This window comes from Streptomyces sp. NPDC088124, assembly GCF_040685895.1.
GTDB lineage: Bacteria > Actinomycetota > Actinomycetes > Streptomycetales > Streptomycetaceae > Streptomyces.
Genome location: NZ_JBFBJB010000013.1, coordinates 105,748 through 124,270 on the forward strand (window position 1 = coordinate 105,748; position 18,523 = coordinate 124,270).

Below are 18,523 nucleotides of genomic sequence, written 5' to 3' on the forward strand. Positions count from 1 at the left end.
CCGCCGACCGCCTCCCCTCTCCACGCGGAGATCCCCGAGTCCTGGCTCAGCCGGCTCGAAGACCGAGCGACCGCCCCACCACCGACCTGAGATGACCCGACCGACCGAGGAGAAGCAGTCATGCGCACCTTTGGACGTCACGCACGGCTCACCGCCACAGCGGTGGTGTGCGGCACCACCCTGGCCCTGGCCACGCTCGCCGCGCCGGCGCAGGCCGGCACGGGTGCGGGCGGCGGCGCGAGTACGGGCACGGCGGGCCGCTCCGCCGAGCGCGCGGCCCTCGCCCCGGGCGACGGGTGGGGCTCCGCCGGCACCGGCACCACCGGTGGCCGGGCCGCCGACGCCGGGCACGTCTACACCGTCACCACGTGGGCGGAGTTCAGAGCGGCGCTGACGAAGGCCGCCGACGCCCCGTCGATCATCCGGGTCAAGGGCACCCTCGACGCGCTCTCGGACGAGCGGGGCAACTCCCGTACCTGCGCCGACTACGCGGCCCCCGGCTACTCCTTCGAGCAGTACCTCGCCGACTACGACCCGGCGGTGTGGGGGTACGAGAACCCGGTGAGCGGCGAACAGGAGGATCTGCGGGCCGCCTCCGCCGAGCGGCAGGCCGCGCAGATCATGGCGTACGTCCCGGCGAACACGACCGTCGTCGGCGTCGGCCGGGACGCCCGGATCCTCGGCGGCAGCCTCCAGGTCAGGAACGTCGACAACGTCATCGTCCGCAACCTCACCTTCGAGGACGCCTACGACTGCTTCCCGCAGTGGGACCCGACCGACGGCGACGTCGGCGAGTGGAACTCCGAGTACGACAACCTGGTGGTGTACGGCACGACCCATGTCTGGGTGGATCACAACACGTTCACCGACGGCCGCCGCCCGGACAGCGCGCAGCCGCGCTACTTCGGCCGGCTGTACCAGCAGCACGACGGGCTGCTGGACATCGTCCGGGGCGCCGATCTGGTCACCGTCTCGTGGAACGTCTTCGCCGACCACGACAAGACCATGCTGATCGGCAACAGCGACAGCGCGGCGGCCGACGACCGGGGCAAGCTCAAGGTCACCCTGCACCACAACCAGTTCAGGAACGTCAAGGAGCGGGCGCCCCGCGTCCGCTTCGGCCAGGTGGACACGTACAACAACCACTACGTGGCGGAGCGGCCGGAGAACTTCGGCTACTCCTTCGGCATCGGTATCGAGTCCCAACTGGTCGCCGAGAAGAACGCGTTCACCCTGGGGGCGGACGTGCGTCCGGCGACGATCCTGAAGAAGTGGAAGGACGCGCCGGTCACCACCGCGGACAACTACGTCAACGGACGTCCCGTGGACCTGCTCGCCGTCCACAACGCGGAGATCCCCGAGGAGACCCTGCGCCCCGACGCGGGGTGGACGCCCACCCTGCGTACCGCCGTGGACCCGCCGCGCGCGGTGCCGCGCGTGGTCGACGCGGGGGCGGGCGCCGGAAAGCTGCGCTGAGCGCGGCGCCCACCGCGGTGAGCGGCGGGTCCGGGGGCGGGCGGCCTCCCCCGGGCCCGCCGCTCAGCCGTGCCGCGGCGTCCCGATGACGACGGTGGCGTACAGCTCGTCCGAGGAGCACACGCGCGGGACCAGCCCGTTCGCGGCGAAGGTCGCGGCCGCCCCCGCCGCCTGCCGCTCACTCGTCTCGACGAGCAGGGAGCCGCCCGGGGCCAGCCATCCGGGCGCCTCCGCCGTGACCCGGCGCAGCACGTCGAGCCCGTCGGCGCCGCCGTCGAGGGCGCCGCGCGCCTCGTGGATCCGGGCCTCGGGGGGCAGCAGCCCGACCTCCTCGGTGGGGACGTACGGCACATTGGCGAGCAGGATGTCGACGCGGCCGCGCAGCGCGGCGGGCAGCGGCGCGTAAAGGTCGCCCTCGTAGACCCGGGCCCCGGCGGGGACGTTGCGCCGGGCGCACCGTACGGCGGCGGGGTCGATGTCGGCGGCGTACAGCTCGGCCCCGTCGAGCGCGGCGGCCAGCGCCGCGCCGAGGGCGCCGGAGCCGCAGCACAGGTCCACGACGACCGCGCGGGGCGGGGCGAGCGCGGCGGCCCGGTCGACGAGGAACTCGGTACGGCGGCGGGGCACGAAGACCCCGGGGTCGACGGCGACCCGCAGCCCGTGGAACTCCGCCCAGCCGAGGACGTGTTCCAGCGGCAGCCCGCCGGCCCGGCGGCCGACCATCGCGGCGAGCTCGTCCGGGGTGCGGGCGGCGGAGACGAGCAGACGCGCCTCGTCCTCGGCGAAGACACAGCCGGCGGCCCGGAGTCTGGCCACGACATCGGACGGCGGCGCGTCGGACGCGGCGGGAGGCGAGGACGGATAAGAAGAAGGAGAAGAGGAAGAAGCAGAGGACACGGGGAGCCTTTCGGGATGCCGAGGGGCACTCCCGGGCGGTCACCTATGCCTGATGGACCGCACGGCCGTGGGAGAGGAGCGCCCGACCTGGTACAGCGGTGATGGGTCTCGCCTCCTTCGGTGGCCGGTGGGTAGGTCACTGTGTGCGTCGGTCACCCTACCCGAGGGAACCCCGGGGCGCGCGGGGGTTGCGGGACGGCCCTTTCTCAGGCCCCTCTTAGCCGCACCTTAACGGCGGCATAAGGATCAGCCCCGGCCCCTCCCGACAGCCGATTCCGGGGTTTCGAACGGCTAGCTTGCTGATCGCTGGGGCGGCACGGGGGCGGGGAGGCCGCCTGCCGCTCCGGCGGTCTCGCGCACGTTCCCCTCCGAAGGAGATCCATTCAATGACCGCTCGACGCACGGCCACCGGGATCGTCACCCTCGGCCTCGCCCCGCTCGCGCTGGCCGGTCTGACCGCCGCGCCCGCCGCCGCCCACGGTTCGATGACGGACCCGGTCAGCCGGGTCGCCGCGTGCTTCGCCGAGGGGCCCGAGAGTCCGAAGTCGGCAGCGTGCAAGGCGGCGATCGCGGCCAGCGGGACGCAGGCGTTCTACGACTGGAACGAGGTCAACATCCCCGACGCCGCCGGGAACCACCGGCAGATCATCCCGGACGGAGCGCTGTGCGGCGCGGGCCGGGACAAGTACAAGGGGCTCGACCTGGCCCGCGCCGACTGGCCGTCGTCGCCGATGAACGCGGGCAACCGGACCTTCCGTTACAAGGCCACCGCACCACACCGGGGCTCCTTCGAGCTGTACCTCACCAAGGACGGTTACGACCCGTCGCAGCCGCTGAAGTGGTCCGACCTGGAGGAGAAGCCCTTCCTGAAGGTCGTCGACCCGAAGCTGGAGGGCGGCGCGTACGTCTTCGACGGGGTGGTGCCGAACCGCTCGGGCCGGCACCTCCTCTACTCCATCTGGCAGCGCTCGGACAGCCCGGAGGCGTTCTACACCTGCTCGGACGTGGTCTTCGGCCAGGACAACGGCGGGGCGCCGGGCAGCGGGGCGGGCAGCGCGCCCACCGCCGCGCCCGCCGCGTCCGCGCCGACGGACCGGACCATCGAGGAGGGCACGGACAAGTCCTCCGTCGACCACAACGGCCATGGCGGGGACGCGGGCCACAGCACCGCCCCCGAGCGGACGCCCGCCGAGGACGCCGCCGAGCCGCCCGCCGAAGACGGCCGGAAGGCCACCGACAACGACGCTGACGCCACCGACGGGCCCGAGGTGAAGGCCGCCGACGCTCCGGCCACCCAGCCGGCCGCACAGCCGGCGGGCGGCCGGGAGAACCTCGCCGAGACCGGGGGCAGCACCGCCACCCCGTATCTCGCGGTCGCCGGGGCGGCGGCCCTCGCCCTCGGCGCGGCGGTGACGTTCGGTACGGTGCGGCGCCGGACGGCCACGACCGGACGCCACAGCCGCTGACGCCGAGCCGGCCCCGTACCGCCCACGGCGGTACGGGAGTTACCGGGTCAGCCGATGACCGAGGCGCAGGTGGTCGGGGTCGCCCGGGCCGGGTCCAGTGCGTTGGCCACCTCGTGGAAGGCGATGCGGTCGAGCAGCCCGATCGTCGCGTGCTCGGACACATCGGCCGCACACAGGTCCTGGATCAGCACGTTGCGTACGTCGGGACCGGTCAGGAACTGTGACCGGTACGGCGTGACGATCTCGTCGTAGCGGGTGGCGATGACGGTGTACCGGACCCCGGGCACCGTGTCGCCGCCCGCGTTGAGTTTGGTGAGGAAGGGCGATCCGGCGATCTGGTCGGCGAGCGCCGGGGTCTTCTCCGTCAGCAGGTCCTTCGCGCCGGGGAAGTACTCCAGCAGCCCGGTCAGCCCGAGCAGGGTGGTGCCTCGGTTGGAGGGTGCTATCCCGACCAGGGCGTTGACCTTCGCCGCCCCGCCCAGGAACTTCAGGTAGTAGCGCGGCATCATGCCGCCCTGGGAGTGGCCCACGAGATCGGCCTTGGGGGCGCCGGTGGCGGCGAGCACCCGGTCGACGTACGTGGCGAGTTGCGCGGCCGAGGCGTCGATGGGGCCGAGCCCGTTGAACAGCGGGACGCCCGGGAGTTGACCGTAGTCGAGCGAGAAGACGCAGTATCCGCGGTTCACCAGGTACGGGGCGAGCCCGAGCCAGTTGTCGACGGAGTTCGCGAGGGTGCCGTGGACGAGCACGACGGGGCGGGGATGGGCGGCGGACGGCTTGCAGGAGAAGTCGTTCCAGCCGCGGCTCGCGGCGGTGGCGGAGACGGTGGAGGGAGCGGCAGTGGGGGCGGCCGCGGCGGGGGTGACCGTGACGGTCGCGGCCAGCAGCAGCGTGGCCAGCGGTCCGAGTACGCGTTTCCAGGGCAGCATCGTGCGATCTCCTTGCGGCTCAAGGGAATGGCGATGACTGTCAGCCCTGCGGCCCGGACCACATTGAAGGGTGAACTACCGTCAAGTTACGCAGGAGTAAGGTGAAGAAGGAAGTTACGCGTCAGTAAAAAGTGGGGGCGGTAGCACGGCACCCCACGGGACGGCCCTCGGCCATTCAGCCCCCTCCCGCCTGCGCGGGCACCGGTGGCCCCGGAGCGTGGGGGCATGACGTTCGTCGACGAGGTGAAGAACGCCGTCACCGTACGGTCCGCGCTGCTCGTCCTCGCCGTGCTCGCACTGCAACTCCTGTTCATCGCGTCCTACATGGGCGCCCTGCACAGCCCGAGGCCCTCAGAGGTGAAGGTCGCCGTCGTCGCCCCGGCCACAGCGCCGCGCAGCTCACCGCCGCGCTGAAGCGGCTGCCCGGCCGGCCGCTGGACCCGCGGACGCTGCCCGACGAGAACACCGCGCAGCGGCAGATCACGAACCGTGATCGGCTGGTGCGTCGGCGGTTATCTGTGCGCCGCCGCGCTCGCGGTCAGCGCCGGGACCGCCCGGCCGTACCCCTCGGAACCGGCACTCCCTCGGACACGGACACGGGCACGAGTACGGAGACCGGCACCGGCACCGGCACCGGTGGTGCGGCTTCCGCGGGGCCTCCGCCCGCCTGACCGTCCCCCGGGAAGGCCTGGCCGGAAGGCCCGCCAAGGAAGGCCCACTCAGGAGGGCCCGGCACACCCTCATGTGCCGGGCCCTCCCCCGGTCCCGCGGACCGGGGCGTACGGTCAGCCGATCTCGGCGCCGTACTCGTCGAGCGCCGCCGTCACCGGCTGGAAGAACGTCTCGCCGCCCGAGGCGCAGTCACCGCTGCCGCCCGAGGTCAGTCCGAGCGCGGTGTCCCCCGCGAAGAGGGAGCCGCCGCTGTCACCCGGCTCGGCGCAGACCGTGGTCTGGATGAGCCCGTTGACGATGTCGCCGTTGCCGTAGTTCACGGTGGCGTCCAGCCCGGTGACCTCGCCGTCGTGCACCTGGGTGGTGGAGCCGCTGCGGACGACCTGCTGGCCGACCGTCGCCTCGCCCGCCTGCGTGATCTCCTGGCTGCCGCCGTCGTACAGGTTCACCTCGCTCGGGTGGTCCACGTCGGCGGTGTACTTGACCAGACCGAAGTCGCTGCCCGGGAACGTGGAGCCCTCGGTCGTCCCTATCTGCCGGCCCTGGGTGTCGGACCAGGTCGCGACGGACTCCGTGCAGTGCCCGGCGGTCAGGAAGTACGGCTCGCCGTCCTTGACCACGTTGAAGCCGAGCGAGCAGCGCGAGCCGCTGCCGGTGATGGCGTCGCCGCCCGCGACGAAGGTCTTGAACTCCCCCGCCGTCTTCCGCAGTTCGGCCTTGGACCCGAGCTTCTTCACCACGCCGCTGATCTTGTCCCAGGACGCGCCCTCGACCGTACGGTCGGCCGTGACGACCACCTTGTTGGTGACCGGGTCGACGGCCCACGACGTGCCCGGGACGGACGCGTCGGTGGCGAGGGTCTTCCGAGCGCTCGTCAGCTCGGCGAGGGTGTGCTGGACCAGTCTCGCCCTGCCGCCCGCCTCCCGGACGCCCTCGGCGGCCTTCTCGTCGACGACATTCACCACGAGCGCCTTGGTCTTCGCGTCGTAGTACGAGCCGGCCGCGGCGTCACCGAGGTCCCGACCGAGGGCCGAACCGAGGGTTCCGGCCGCCTTCGCCGTCAGTTCCTTCACGGTGAACTGCGGTGCCTCCTCACTGGCGTTCGCATTCTGCAAGGTGAAACCGGCGGCGACCAGAGCGATCGCCGCGCCACCCGCGATGGTGGTGCGCTTCTTCGACACGCGCCGATGGTTCAACGTCAACCTCCTGTGGGGACCGTGCCGGTTCATGTGGGGTGTCCTGGCACGGAGGACGAGGCGCCCACTATTCCGAGCGCCACCAGTCGCACACAAGGTCGACTTGAGGACGCGCACATGACCAACACATCGCGCGCCCCTGCATTCGGCTGCGGCCGAAGGACGACACCTTCCGTTCCGTTTCGCGAACATCCGAGGCGGCCGGGGCCCGCCACGGCGCCCTTACGCGGACGGCCCCGAGCCGGGACAATCGACCTGAACCGGGCTCTCCTACGGGGTATTCGAGCCGGTCATGAGCACCGAGGGATAAGGACCGCGGCGGCGGGGAATGCAGGGTCACGGTGCCTGCATGGGGCACGTAACCGGAGCACACAGGATGAAAGGGGCGGGGGTTGCGACGTCGGGTGCGCGCGGCGGACGGGCGGCATCTGATGGTGGAGCGTCTGGGGGACCCGCGGGGCAGACCGGTCTTCCTGCTGCACGGCACGCCGGGCAGCAGGCTGGGACCCGCGCCGCGCGGCATGGTGCTGTACCAGCGGGGCATGCAGCTCATCGCCTTCGACCGGCCGGGGTACGGCGGTTCGGACCGGCTCGAAGGGCGCAGTGTGGGAGATGTGGCCCAGGACGTGGCGACGATCGCCGACGCCCTCGGCCTCGACCGGTTCGCCGTGGCGGGCCGCTCCGGCGGTGCCCCGCACGCCCTGGCGTGCGCGGCGCTGATGCCGGACCGGGTGACCCGCGCGGCGGCGCTGGTGCCGCTCGCGCCGTGGGACGCGGACGGCCTCGACTGGTTCGAGGGCATGGCCCCGTCCAATGTCGCCGAGTACTCCACCGCGGCGCGGGACCCGGCGGGCGTGGCGGCCCGGCTCATCCCGCGCGCGGAGGCGATCAGGAAGAACCCGGTGCGGCTGCTGGACGATCTGCGCAGGGAGCTGACCGACTCCGACCGGATGGTGGTCTCGGACGCCGGGCTCAGAATGATGCTGCTGCGCAACTACCAGGAGGGGCTGAGCGATTCGGCGTACGGCTGGATCGACGACGCGGTGGCCTTCGCCAGCCCGTGGGGGTTCGACCCCGCCGACATCCGTGCCCCGGTGCTGCTGTGGCACGGCGTGCAGGACGTCTTCTCGCCGGTCGGCCACGCCCGCTGGCTCGGGGAGCGCATCCCCAACGCGACGGTGGTCCTGGAGCCGGCCGCGGCGCACTTCGCCTCCCTGCACGCCCTGCCCAGAAGCCTCACCTGGCTCCTGGACGACTGACCGACGGAACGGCGCAAGGTGAAAGGCCCAGAGGTACGGTGCCGGGCGCGGACCCGGCACCGTACCCCTCGGGTGTCTCACACCGCCAGCGGCTCCAGGTCCCGGTAGACCCGCCGGTCGTCCCTGGCGAACCGGGTCAGCGCGTGCTCCTCGCCGAACAGCGAGACCAGTTCCTCCACGGTCTCCACCCGGAGCTGCGCCGCCTCGCCCTTGCGGCCCAGCGCCCCCAGCGTCACGCACATGTTGGACGTGACGGCCAGTGTCTCCGGATGGCGCGCGCCCAGCGAGACCCGCAGCCCCGCGACGGCGCTCCGCTCGGTCACCAGCGCCTCGTCCAGCTCCCCCAGATCCGCCTTGGCGTTGGCGAGGCCGACGGTGCAGAAGAGTGTGTGCGGATGCTCGTCGCCCAGCACCTCCCGCATCGTCCGCAGGGCCCCCTGGAGCAGCTGCTCCGCCAGCTCCGGTGCCCCGCAACCCCAGTGGAAGACCCCGAGGTTGTTGATGGCGGCGAGGGTGTACGGGTGCCGGGCGCCCGGCACCCGCAGGTACTGGTCGACGACCTCCTGGGCCAGGTCCCTGGCCGCCACCGGCTCCCCGGAGGCGAAGTGGTCGGCCGCCAGGTTGAGATCGCAGGCGAGGGTGTCCGGGTTGATGTCCGCGCCGTACTTGGCCCGGTAGCGGTTCCTGGTGGCGGTGGTGAGCCGCCGCGCGTCCTCCAGCAGCCCGGCCCTGCGCAGCGAGACGGCCAGGTTCTTGCCCGCCGCGAGGGTGCCGGGGAACGCGCGCCCCATGCGCTCCTTGTAGAGGGCGTACGTCCGGCTGAGCAGGGCGACCGAGTCCTCGTACCGGCCGATCTCCCGCAGGTCCCGCCCGAGGCTGGCGGCGGACGAGAGCGTGTACGGGTGCTCGGGGCCGAGCACCTCCGTCCGCCGGTCGAAGACCTCCTGGTCCATCTCGCGCGCCTGGGCGTACCGGCCGACCATGCGCAGGTTCAGCGCCCGGTTGTTGGCGGCGGCGAGTGTCCTCGGGTGGGAGTCGTGGAAGATCCCGCTGAACCCCTCGTGCGCCTCGGTCGCCAGCTCCATCGCCTTGGCGTACTCGCCGAGCGTGCCGAGGTCCATCGCGAGCCCGCTGGTGGTCATGTACGTGTGCGGGTGGGTCGGCCCGAGCACCCGGCGCTGCCGGATCAGGGTCTCCTCGTCCAGCTCCCGTGCCTCCACGTAACGGCCCTGCGAGCGGAAGATGTTGGAGAGGTGGAAGCGCAGGTACAGATACTGCGGGTCATCGTTGCCGAGGGTCTCGCGCCAGAGGTCGCGCAGTTCCCCGGCGAGTTCGGTGGCGGCGGGCAGGTCGCCGCGCTTCCACAGGTAGCGGACCCGGTCGATGAGCAGCCGGCGGGTCTCGGGGCGCCGGCACAGGCTCGCCTCCGAGGTGATGAGATGCGGCCAGATCGTGTTGAACCGGTCCCAGGTGCCGGGGTTGTCGATCGGCTCGTCGCCGTCGGGCCTGGCGCCCGCGAGGATCCGGTGGACGGCGTGCCGGGCGTCCCGCTGTTCCTCCTCGGTGAGCTGGGCCCGGATGATCGCCTGGACCAGCCGGTGCACCTGGATGCTGTTGCCGACCTGGTCCACCTTGGCCAGCGCGAACCGGCCGATCTCCCGGATGACCCGGCCCAGGACGAGCGTCTCCTGGAGCGAGACGTCGTACGGCTTGAGGGCCTCGATCATCTCCTTGCTGTAGAGGAGGTTGGCGGAGATCGGCTCGGGGGCGAAGAAGGCGCAGAGCTGGAGCAGCCGCACCGCGGCCGGTGACCGCTCCTTGAGCCGGTCGATGGAGATGTTCCACGTCGCGGCGACCGGTTCCGGGTATCCGGCGGGCTGGTTGAGCGCCAGCACCCCGGCGGCCTGCTGGCCGAGCTGGTCCAGGTACTCGGATACGGGTGTGGCGGTCTCCGCGATCCAGGCGGCGGCCTGTTCGACGGCGAGCGGCAGGTCACCGACGGCGGTGGCCACCTTGTCGGCGTCCACGAGGCTCAGCCCGGGGGCGCGCCGCTGGAGGTGTTCGACGGACTCCTCCCGCAGGAAGACATCGACGGGCAGCGCGTCGCCGTAACTCGACCAGGTCTGGTTGCGGGAGGTGACCAGGACGTGGCCGGGCCCGCCGGGCGGGAAGTACCGCTGCACCAGTTCGGGGTCGTCCGCGTTGTCGAAGACCAGCAGCCAGCGGGTGGACGGCACCCCGCGCCGCAGCAGGTCGACGGCCTCCATCGAGGCGGCGGACATGTCGTCGCCGCCGCGCGCGCCGAGCCGCACGGCCAGCTCGGCGAGGGAGGCGACCACGTCGGCGGTCTGCTCCGAGGAGATCCACCAGACCAGGTCGTAGTCGGCCATGAAGCGGTGCACGTACTCCAGCGCCACCTGGGTCTTGCCGATGCCGCCGAGCCCGTACAGGGTCTGCGGCTGCGGCAGTACGACGGCCATGCCGCCGCCGAGCTGGTCGCGCATCCGCTCCAGCACGGCGGAGCGCCCGGTGAAGCCGGGGTTGCGGGCCGGCGCGTTCCAGATCTTGGGGACGGTGCCGGGGAAGCGCGGTCCCGGCGCGACGGCGTCGGCGAGCTGGGCGGGCCGTTCCAGGGCGCGCAGCAGCGCGCTGGTGGCGTGCGCCTCGTCCAGCCGGAAGAGGTCGACCGGGTTGCGGTCGATGTAGGGGGCGGTGAGCCGTACGTCGCCGACGCGCACGGGCAGGAGCTGGCGCCGGGTGCCGCCGGGGTCCTCGGAGGCGGAGCGCGACCAGACCTCCACGGCCCGCGTGGACTTGAGGTAGGCGGCGGAGAGCAGCACGACCGTACGGGTGGCGCTGTCCTGGTGGATCATGAGCGAGCCGGTGTCGCCCCCGGTGGGTCCGGCGGGCGGCTCGGCGGAGACGTCGCGCGGCACGACGCGGAACCCGGCCCGGGTGAGGACGGATTCGATCCAGTCGGCCCACATCCGGTTCTCCGCCACGTAGCTGAGGTGGAGGTCGGCGGGGAGCGCGGGCCTGCGCCGGGTGAAGGCGTCCCTGATCCGCAGCCTGGCCTCGTCGCCGACGGGCGGCATCGCGGTGATGGCGCCCTCGGTGACGTAGGTGGTGAGCCGTTCGAAGGCGGAGAGCAGGGAGTTGGAGAGCCCCGCCTCGTCGCCGAAGGTCGCCAGGGTCTCCTCGTACGCGTAGTAGGGGCGGTACGGGATCTCCACGGCGCCCCAGTAGGCGGTGAGGCGCTCCCCGGTGAGCCCGGCGGGGAACCGGTCGAACTTGAGCCGGGCGAGGGCCCGTCCGGCGTCCGCCTTCTCCTTCTCGCCCTCGTCGATGCGCATCGGCACGGGGAAGATCTTGATGCCCCGGCCGCCGTACCGCTCGTCGATCTGGCGGGCCACGGCGGCGGCGCCGTCGATGGACTGGTCGCTGAGGGTGAAGCAGTCGACGAGGACGTCGGGCAGGTGGACGGTGCAGATGTCGGCGATGTCGCTGAGGCCGGTGCGGCTGTCGATGAGGACGTAGTCGTAGTGGGCCTTCATGTCCTCGCGCAGCGCGTCGAAGAAGTGGCCGCCGCCGAGCCGGTCGTAGAAGTTGTCCCAGTCGAAGGTGGAGACGGTCGCGGAGTACTCGCGGTTCTGCCGTCCCGCGGAGACGAAGTCGAGGGTGCCGCCGTCGGGGAACTCCCAGCCGAGGTGTTCCGGGGTGAGCGAGACGGCGTGCGGCTGGATCCGCGCGTAGTCGCGGTGCCAGTCGTCGGGGCGCTCCACGGGGCTGGTCGCGGCCCACGCGTACTCGGTGATCACGTCGATCACGCCGGTGGTGGCGCCGAGGGTCGAGGGGTCGAGGAAGGGGTGGAAGAAGCGGTGCAGGCCGGGCGCCTCCAGGTCCCAGTCGACCGCGAGGACGCGTTTTCCGTTGGCGGCCAGTATCCAGGCCGTGTTGGCGAGGGCCATGGTGCGGCCGGTGCCGCCTTTGTACGAGTAGAAGGTGACGATGCGTCCGTCACGACGTGCTGTCATCCGTGTCCTCCGCATCGGGCGCCAGGTCGTGCGTCTGGGGAACGTAGTGCGTCGTGGCGTACTCGGCGGCCATCGGGCCGCGCAGCCGCGGCCGTTCGGTGTGGCTGCCGCCGGCCGGCGGATAGACCTCCGCGTGTCTCAGGTACTGCTGGGCCGCCGCTTCGACGACCTGGGGCAGGATCTGGCCGAACGCCTCCATGCTGGGCACGCCCTTGGCGGCGGCCCGGCAGGCGGCGCGGCCCTGCCCCATCTTCTTGGGCATGGTCCGTTCGAGTTTCTCGCTCAACTCGGCCTGGGCCGCCCGGCTCTGCTCGTCCTCGCGGTTCCACGGGACGACGACGCTCACCCAGGGGCGGTGTTCGGCGTCGAACGCGGCGAGCCGCTCGCGCTGTTCCTCGTCGTTGAGGGCCCACCGGTCGACCAGCAGTATCTCCGGCCGGACGGGGGCCTGTTTGCCTTCGTGGGGTACGGACACCTCGTCGAAGGAGACGATGTCCGCCTGGTAGTTGAGGGAGCGGACCAGGTCCCGGGCGACGTACGCCAATGGCCGGGCCGAGTCCGGGTGGTACGGGTTCCAGTCCTGGGCCATGCCCCCGTAGTAGTCGGCCCGGCGGCCCTCCGGGAGCCCGTGCCGGGTGGGCGCGGCCACGGTGACCTGCATCGGGCGGGGGCCGCCGCTGGTGCCGAAGGCGCTGGGCGCGCTGCGGTAGTCGACGGGGCGCCCGGGGCCTATCGCCGCGGTGTCGGCGACGCTGACGATGCGTTTGGCGAGTTCGTAGACGGCCCGCTGGTACTCGTCCTCGAAGATCCGGAGTTTGATCAGCCCGTAGAGGCCGTCGGTGACGTAGCGGTCCCCGAAATCCCGGTGGTTGAACTGCAACCGCTCGGCGGGGCCCGGCAGTTGCCGCGCCGGTACGGGCACCCACAGGGCCGGGACGATCGCCTCGGCCGTGGTGTTGTTCTTGGCCTGCTCGTAGATGACCCGCTGGGCGAAGGCGTACCACTCCTTGCCGCACATCTCACTGGCGAAGTAGCGCGGTGAGAACAGCGGCACGAACACCCGGCAGGTCGCGAGCACGTCGGCGAGCCGCTCCGACCAGCCCTCGCCCGAGCGCATCTCCCGGTCGATGAAGCCGGCCTGGGCGCCGGCCGGCAGATCCGTCATCGCCATCACGTGCTCGGACAGATCCCGGAAGAGCTTCTGCACCCACATGTCCGGGTCGGCCCCGGAGGCGCCGTCCCGGGGTGTGTGCGCGTAGCTCAGGAAGAAGTACGGCCGATGGTCGGCCGCTCGCTGCTGCGGTGACGCGTGCACACGACCCCCGTCCTGTGGTGGACATCCACGTTGTTCAACGCCGTTTCTCGGCCATCCACACCGTGGCGTGTGCCACCGCGTCCTTGATCGGGAAAAGCCGCCCGGCCGCCCCTCCCAGTTGCCCCCTCTGCTCAAGTCCCCAAGGGAACGCGGCTCCAATCGCCGCGAAATCACTGTCGTCGAGGTTCACATCCTCATATTCCACCCAGCGCGGTGATCCGTCCGGCGCTTTGACCACACAGTGATAAGAACGTGTGGTCGCGCCGGGCCGGTATTCGGCGAGATGGAACGCGCTGCACGCGCCGTGTCCCACATTGACCAGCAGCACCCGCGCGTCGGCCTCGGCCAGCGCGCCGAGCGGGGAGTCCGGGCCGAGATGGCTGTGCAGCGGATGGTCGGCCATCAGTTCGGCGGCGCGCGCGCCGAGCGCGGCGAACGAGGTCTGCGGATGACTGCTCCGTACGGCGCCCTCGGCGGTGCGTACGGACTCGGCCAGCCGGCCCATCGCGAGGCAGGGCGTGGTGCGCGCGTCGAAGGCGGGCATGTGGGAGCGGTACGCGGCGGCCTGGCGGCGGGTCAGCCCGGAGATCCTGGCGCGGTGGGCGGCGGAGGTGTCGGAGTTCTCCTCGGTGAAGGCCGGCACGACGAGGGTGCCGTCCTCGCCCAGCGCCGTCAGCAGGGCGGTGCGCAGGGTGTCGGCGCCGAGTCCGGTGCCGCGCAGGGCGGCGTGGACGAGCAGGACCGACCCGGGGGTGACACCCAGGGCGGTCAGCTCGCGGGCGAGTTCCGCGGCTGGGGGGTCAGGGGTGTCGGACACGGTCGGCCTCCGCGCGCAGGGTGGTCAGCAGGCTCTTCCCGCCGACGGTGAGTTCGGCCGCGTCCTCCAGGGTGTCCAGCGCCCGCAGGGCGTGGTCCAGGTGGCGGCGGTCGTACGCGGCGAGGCCCACCCGCTCGTGGGCCCCCGCCAGCAGTTCGGAGAACGGCACCGGTCTCTCCCGCCAGGGCGCGGGGCGGAGCCACGCGCCGTCCAGCGCGTAGAGATCGGTGACCTCGGTGAGCGCCCGCAGGGTGGCCCGGCGGTAGCCGCGCAGCAGCGCGGGCGCCAGGACCTCGGGGGAGCCCTGTACGGGGATGCCGAGCGCCCCGTATCCGTACACCGGGCCCCTGGGGCGTGTTTCGAAAGGAGCGCCGTCCGCCCGCAGGGCGGGGCTCGCGGCGTCCGGTGCGTGCGATCGCAAGGCGGAGGATCGGCGCCCTCGATGGCCTGGACGTACGTGGACGACTCCGACAACGCGGCGAGCGTGCGTGCCAGGCGTCGCGAGCCAGGCGGGACTTTCGAAACACGCCCCAGGGCCGTCCTCGTGTCCGGCGGGGCCCGGCGGGGCCGCCACGGGGCTTCGGGGCGACTCGTCCAGCGGTGTCAGTGTGGAGAGCGTGGCGGCGGCCTCGGCGGCCTGGTCGGGGACGGCCTCGCGCAGCAGCGCCCAGGCCGCCGCGAGCCGGCCGCTCCAGTCGGCGGCCTCGTCCCGGCCGAGCCCGGGGTGGGCGGGGGCGTCGAAGCGGTCCCGGTACGGGTCGACGTCGTCCAGGGCGAAGTCGGGGGCGCCGTCCCGGCCGAGGCGGCGCACGGGGCGCCACGGCCCGGCGGCCTCGTCGGCGCGGACGACCCGCAGCTCCGTGGCGCCGGTACGCACCACGAACCCCTTCTCGGCGAGGCGCACCTCCGCCTCGCCGGGCGGGCCGAGCCGCAGCGCGCCGAGCGTGGGCAGCACCAGCACACCGCCCCGGTGGCGGACGCGTACGGGTGTGTCGAGCCCCCCGCGCAGGACGGCGGCGGCGAGGTACGCCCCCACCCGCTCCGCGAGGTCCCGCGTGTCCGGGCGGTCCGCGCGGGCGGCGGCGATCGCCTCGGCGAGCCAGGTACGGGTGTAGGGGTGGGCGAAGACGGCGTCGAGCCCGTCGGAGCCCCGTTCGACGGCGGCCGCCAGCTCCCACGCCTCCTGCCAGGCCTCGCCGCCCCGGCCGTCGAGCGCGGCGTGCAGTTCGGCCAGCATCGAGCGGGTCAGTTCGTGCTGGGCGACGAGGAGTTCACCGGGGTGGCCGACGGCGGGCGGGGTGGACTCGGCGCGGGTCCGGTCCTCGATGCCGCGGATGAGGGCCGCCAGGTCGGCGCAGTACACCGAGGGGTGGTCGAAGGAGCCGGGGCCGCCCGGGGACGGCGCCTCGGACGTACTCGTCCCGCCCGTCCCCGGTCCCGAGCGGTAGCGGTGGGTGTAGAGCCCGCCGCCGCAGGAGCGGACGACGGGGCACCGCCGGCACTCCTCGCCGACCCCCGCGAGCCCGAGCTGCCGGCTCCGTACGCCGGGGTGCGCGGCGACCTCGTCGAAGGCGTGCGCGAAGACGTCGAAGCCGGTGGCCGCGGCGCCCTCGTAGGCGCTCTTGAGGGAGTCGACCTGCTCCAGGGTGCCGTCGGTCTCCACGACGACGAGATCGGTGGGGGCGAGGCCGAGCGATTCGGTGAGGCTCGGGCCGCCGGCGAGGGTGGAGAGCACCGAGTCGAAGAGGCGTACGGGCATCGGCCTGCCCCGGGCGTCCCATCGGTCGAAGACGGCGAGCAGCCAGTCGGCGTACGCGGTGGGCGAGCCGTCCGGGCGCGGCGGCGGCTCGTCCCAGGTGGCGTGCGGCAGCAGGAAGTCGATGCGCGGCGGGTCGAGCGCGTCCAGCGCGTCATAGACGCCGACGGGGTCGTTGGCGGCGTCGACCGTGCAGAGCAGCCCGAGGTCGAGATGGCGGTAGCGGTCCTGCCGGAGGAGTTCGACGGCCTTGAGGACCAGGGGGTGGCTGCTGCGGCCGTCCGCGAACCGGCGGTGCCGGTCGTTGGCCGCGCGGTCGCCGTCGAGGGAGATGCCCACCCGGACGCCGAACTCGTCGAAGAGGTCGAGGTAGCGGGGGGAGAGCTGGAGCCCGTTGGTGTGGATGCGTAGGTCCAGCTCGGCGACGCCGTCGAGGGCGGTGGTCAGTTCCTCGCACACGCGCCGGAGCCGGGCGGGGCCGGCGAGCAGTGGCTCCCCTCCGTGCAGGATCACTGACACGGAGGGCAGGGCGTGGGTGGTGGCATGCTCGGCCAGTCGCAGAGCTGTCCGGGAAATCGCTTCGTCAGAGATCGCTTTGGGGCGGGTACGCCAGCTCTGATCGGCGTGTTCATAGATGTAGCAGTGGTCGCACGCAAGATCGCACCTGCTGTGGACCTTCAGAACGATCTCACGGAAGGGGACCAGGGGTCCTGTCATTCCGACAGTCTAGAGCTCGTTCCGCCAGTGGTGAGCAACGATGTTTCGCCGGTCTAGAGCGCCGAGTTGAAGCTCGAAACCCGTGCGGGGCGCCCACTGGGCATGGGCAGTACACGACCGAGCTTCCTGGCGACACCGGCGTCGCGTACGTCGATCTCCGCGAGGGGGACACGGTTCTTCTTCGCGGTGGCGAAGGCGGCAGAAGTCTGAGAGGTCACGGCGGCCGTCCTTGATCATGTCGGTCGTACAGGAGACACCGCACCGTTGCAGTGTCAGCGGCTCGACTTTACTCTCATGAACCCGTGCGGCAACTCGGCACGTGGGGACGGGACGAAAGCGTCGCCGGGGACCACACGACCGGGTGCGGGACTGATCGTTCCGCTGATCGAGTGACAACAAAACAGCAGACGGGGGCGCGCATGGCCGACGTACGCGGACCACTGCACAGCATGGTCTTCCGAAACGCTGATCTGCCGGTTCTCTTCCATCACGCGGACGGGGTCGCCATCCGCCGGCAGCGCCAGGCGGTCAACGCCACCCGCCGCCAGCTCCTGTTGCTGGTGCTGGGCGCGCTGCTGACCTCGCTGCCCTGGCACGGGACGGTGGGCGACTCGTTCCAAATCATCAGCGCCCTGGGCGCGTTGGCGTACGCGGGTGTGCTTCTGGTCACGTTCCGCTCGGCGGGCCAGCGAGCCAAGTCACACTGGCAACTCAACCGCTCCGCAGCCGAGTTCATCAAATCGCTGTCCTGGCGTTACGCGGTGCACGGCGCGCCCTTCGACTCCGGGGTGGCCGGGGCCGCCGATCTCTTCGCCGCCCGGATGGAGGCGGGGCTCGCGGAGTTGCGGAAGGTGGGGTGGGAGGACCCGCGCGAGAATCCCGGCGAGGGAGCCGATCCGGGGCGGGGCGCCACCGGCGAGCTGATCACGCCCGCGATGCGGGTGCTGCGGGACAAGCCGTTCGGCGCCCGGAAGGAGACGTATGTCAGGGACCGGCTGATCGAGCAGCGGAACTGGTACCACCGCAGGACGGTCGTCTCCCGCCGGGCCACCACCCTCTGGTCGGCCACCATCGCGCTGCTCACCCTGCTGGCGCTGCTCCTCGCCGTGCTGCGGACGTTCTCGGTCACCGACTCGGGTGCGGTGCTGGGGCTGTTGTCGGCGTCGGCGGCGGCCTGTCTGGCGTGGAGCGAGATACGCCGGCACCAACCCCTCATATCCGCCCACTCGTTGGTGGAGGAGGACCTGGCGGCGATGCACACGGCGATGGAGACGATGGTCACCGAGCAGCAGTGGGCGAACGCGGTGTACGAGACCGAGCGCATCGTCTCGCCGCAGCACACCGACTGGCTGGTACGGCACCGCAGTTGACCCGACCGCTCACCGGCCGGGCCCGCGTCGGGGGCGCGCGCTCGCGTCCGGGGCGCGGGTGTGGGGCGCGCCGTCTCAGGCGCGCTCGACGCCCTCGCACCAGATCACCGTGACCGGCTTCCCGCGCTCGCGCGCGTAGCGCACGATGTCTCCCGTACCGCCGAGACCGCGGGCCGGCCGGCCGTCCCAGACGGCGAGCAGCCGGTCGCAGTTGTCGGCGATGTAGGTGCCCGCGGCGTAGTACGCCTCGTCGGTGGAGTGCGGATAGGCCATCCGCACCTCCAGGGTGGCCCGCTCCTTGAGCCGCCGGTAGCCGTCGAGTTCGTCCTGGCCCTTGAAGTCGTCCTCGTAGTCGCCACTGGGGATGACCACGGTCAGCTGCGCGCCGTGGTCCAGGGCGAGGACGGCGAAGAGCTGGTCCGCGCCCACCGCGAGGCTGGAGAGTGCCTCCATCGACCCGCCCTGGCCGTGGAGCACGGCCGCGATGGCGGCTCTGATGTGCGCGTACGCCTCGGCCGGGATGTTCCGGTGACCGGTCACTCCGATGCGTTTCACTGCCCCACGGCCCCCGTTCCCTCTGCGGCGCACACGCTGACATCTTCTCAGAGAACGGCGGCGA

The 18,523-nt window shown here is 72.2% G+C and carries 13 protein-coding genes and 1 pseudogene; 5 read left to right on the forward strand and 9 right to left on the reverse strand.

Going from position 1 to position 18,523, the window contains the following annotated elements; translation table 11 throughout:
- The first annotated feature begins 120 nt into the window (after positions 1–120).
- Positions 121–1,476: a pectate lyase gene (locus tag AB0P17_RS13145; protein WP_365810376.1), complete on the forward strand. Its 1,356-nt coding sequence runs from the start codon at positions 121–123 to the stop codon at positions 1,474–1,476.
- Positions 1,477–1,539: 63 nt separating this feature from the next.
- Here the strand turns inward: AB0P17_RS13145 and AB0P17_RS13150 are convergent, their stop codons facing one another.
- The gene (locus AB0P17_RS13150; protein WP_365810377.1) at positions 1,540–2,292 is read right to left on the reverse strand and encodes a putative protein N(5)-glutamine methyltransferase; all 753 of its coding nucleotides are present in this window, start codon (positions 2,290–2,292) and stop codon (positions 1,540–1,542) included.
- A 467-nt stretch (positions 2,293–2,759) separates the two neighbouring features.
- Here AB0P17_RS13150 and AB0P17_RS13155 point away from each other — a divergent pair, with 467 nt between their 5' ends.
- Entirely contained in the window at positions 2,760–3,839 is a 1,080-nt protein-coding gene (locus AB0P17_RS13155; protein ID WP_365810379.1) for a lytic polysaccharide monooxygenase, read from the forward strand.
- Between the two features lie 47 nt (positions 3,840–3,886).
- Here the strand turns inward: AB0P17_RS13155 and AB0P17_RS13160 are convergent, their stop codons facing one another.
- Positions 3,887–4,768 carry an alpha/beta fold hydrolase gene (locus AB0P17_RS13160; protein ID WP_365810380.1) on the reverse strand — a complete coding sequence of 294 codons (882 nt, stop codon included), beginning with the start codon at positions 4,766–4,768 and terminating at the stop codon, positions 3,887–3,889.
- Between the two features lie 225 nt (positions 4,769–4,993).
- Between AB0P17_RS13160 and AB0P17_RS13165 the strand changes: the two are divergent.
- A pseudogene (locus AB0P17_RS13165) lies at positions 4,994–5,329 on the forward strand (DUF3533 domain-containing protein); the annotation flags it as partial.
- Positions 5,330–5,553: 224 nt separating this feature from the next.
- On the opposite strand, the gene AB0P17_RS13170 reads toward AB0P17_RS13165, so the two are convergent.
- On the reverse strand, positions 5,554–6,669 hold the full coding sequence (locus tag AB0P17_RS13170; RefSeq protein WP_365810381.1) for a S1 family peptidase: 1,116 nt from the start codon (positions 6,667–6,669) through the stop codon (positions 5,554–5,556).
- Between the two features lie 359 nt (positions 6,670–7,028).
- Between AB0P17_RS13170 and AB0P17_RS13175 the strand changes: the two genes are divergently transcribed.
- Positions 7,029–7,895, forward strand: coding sequence for an alpha/beta fold hydrolase (locus AB0P17_RS13175; protein ID WP_365810384.1), 867 nt, complete (start codon positions 7,029–7,031; stop codon positions 7,893–7,895).
- A gap of 77 nt (positions 7,896–7,972) precedes the next feature.
- On the opposite strand, the gene fxsT is transcribed toward AB0P17_RS13175, so the two are convergent.
- From fxsT to fxsA, 5 genes are read right to left on the reverse strand one after another with little or no spacing between them, the layout of a single operon-like run.
- Positions 7,973–11,929 (reverse strand): FxSxx-COOH system tetratricopeptide repeat protein, encoded by a 3,957-nt coding sequence (gene fxsT, locus AB0P17_RS13180; protein WP_365810386.1) that lies wholly within the window; start codon positions 11,927–11,929, stop codon positions 7,973–7,975.
- Positions 11,913–13,244, reverse strand: a complete 1,332-nt coding sequence (gene fsxC, locus AB0P17_RS13185; protein ID WP_365810387.1) for an FxsC protein — start codon at positions 13,242–13,244, stop codon at positions 11,913–11,915. Before fsxC ends, fxsT begins: the two co-directional genes overlap by 17 nt.
- A gap of 34 nt (positions 13,245–13,278) precedes the next feature.
- Positions 13,279–14,061 carry an AAC(3) family N-acetyltransferase gene (locus AB0P17_RS13190; RefSeq protein WP_365810389.1) on the reverse strand — a complete coding sequence of 261 codons (783 nt, stop codon included), beginning with the start codon at positions 14,059–14,061 and terminating at the stop codon, positions 13,279–13,281.
- Positions 14,045–16,534, reverse strand: coding sequence for a radical SAM/SPASM protein FxsB, inactivated metallohydrolase extension form (gene fxsB, locus AB0P17_RS13195; protein ID WP_365810392.1), 2,490 nt, complete (start codon positions 16,532–16,534; stop codon positions 14,045–14,047). The genes AB0P17_RS13190 and fxsB overlap by 17 nt, the downstream gene beginning before the upstream one ends.
- Positions 16,535–16,587: 53 nt before the next feature.
- The gene (fxsA, locus tag AB0P17_RS13200; RefSeq protein WP_365810394.1) at positions 16,588–16,752 is read right to left on the reverse strand and encodes an FxSxx-COOH cyclophane-containing RiPP peptide; all 165 of its coding nucleotides are present in this window, start codon (positions 16,750–16,752) and stop codon (positions 16,588–16,590) included.
- A gap of 231 nt (positions 16,753–16,983) precedes the next feature.
- Between fxsA and AB0P17_RS13205 the strand changes: the two genes are divergently transcribed.
- Positions 16,984–17,904, forward strand: a complete 921-nt coding sequence (locus AB0P17_RS13205; protein WP_365810512.1) for a DUF4231 domain-containing protein — start codon at positions 16,984–16,986, stop codon at positions 17,902–17,904.
- Positions 17,905–17,979: 75 nt separating this feature from the next.
- Here the strand turns inward: AB0P17_RS13205 and AB0P17_RS13210 are convergent, their stop codons facing one another.
- Positions 17,980–18,459: a hypothetical protein gene (locus tag AB0P17_RS13210; protein WP_365810395.1), complete on the reverse strand. Its 480-nt coding sequence runs from the start codon at positions 18,457–18,459 to the stop codon at positions 17,980–17,982.
- Positions 18,460–18,523 lie beyond the last annotated feature (64 nt).

What these genes read in the sequence shown, in the direction of transcription:
- AB0P17_RS13170 (WP_365810381.1), bottom strand. Translation starts at nt 6,669, where the DNA reads ATGAACCGGCACGGTCCCCACAGGAGGTTGACGTTGAACCATCGGCGC.
- AB0P17_RS13145 (WP_365810376.1), top strand. Translation starts at nt 121, where the DNA reads ATGCGCACCTTTGGACGTCACGCACGGCTCACCGCCACAGCGGTGGTG.
- AB0P17_RS13160 (WP_365810380.1), bottom strand. Translation starts at nt 4,768, where the DNA reads ATGCTGCCCTGGAAACGCGTACTCGGACCGCTGGCCACGCTGCTGCTG.
- AB0P17_RS13205 (WP_365810512.1), top strand. Translation starts at nt 16,984, where the DNA reads ATGGTCTTCCGAAACGCTGATCTGCCGGTTCTCTTCCATCACGCGGAC.
- AB0P17_RS13155 (WP_365810379.1), top strand. Translation starts at nt 2,760, where the DNA reads ATGACCGCTCGACGCACGGCCACCGGGATCGTCACCCTCGGCCTCGCC.
- fxsT (WP_365810386.1), bottom strand. Translation starts at nt 11,929, where the DNA reads ATGACAGCACGTCGTGACGGACGCATCGTCACCTTCTACTCGTACAAA.
- fxsB (WP_365810392.1), bottom strand. Translation starts at nt 16,534, where the DNA reads ATGACAGGACCCCTGGTCCCCTTCCGTGAGATCGTTCTGAAGGTCCAC.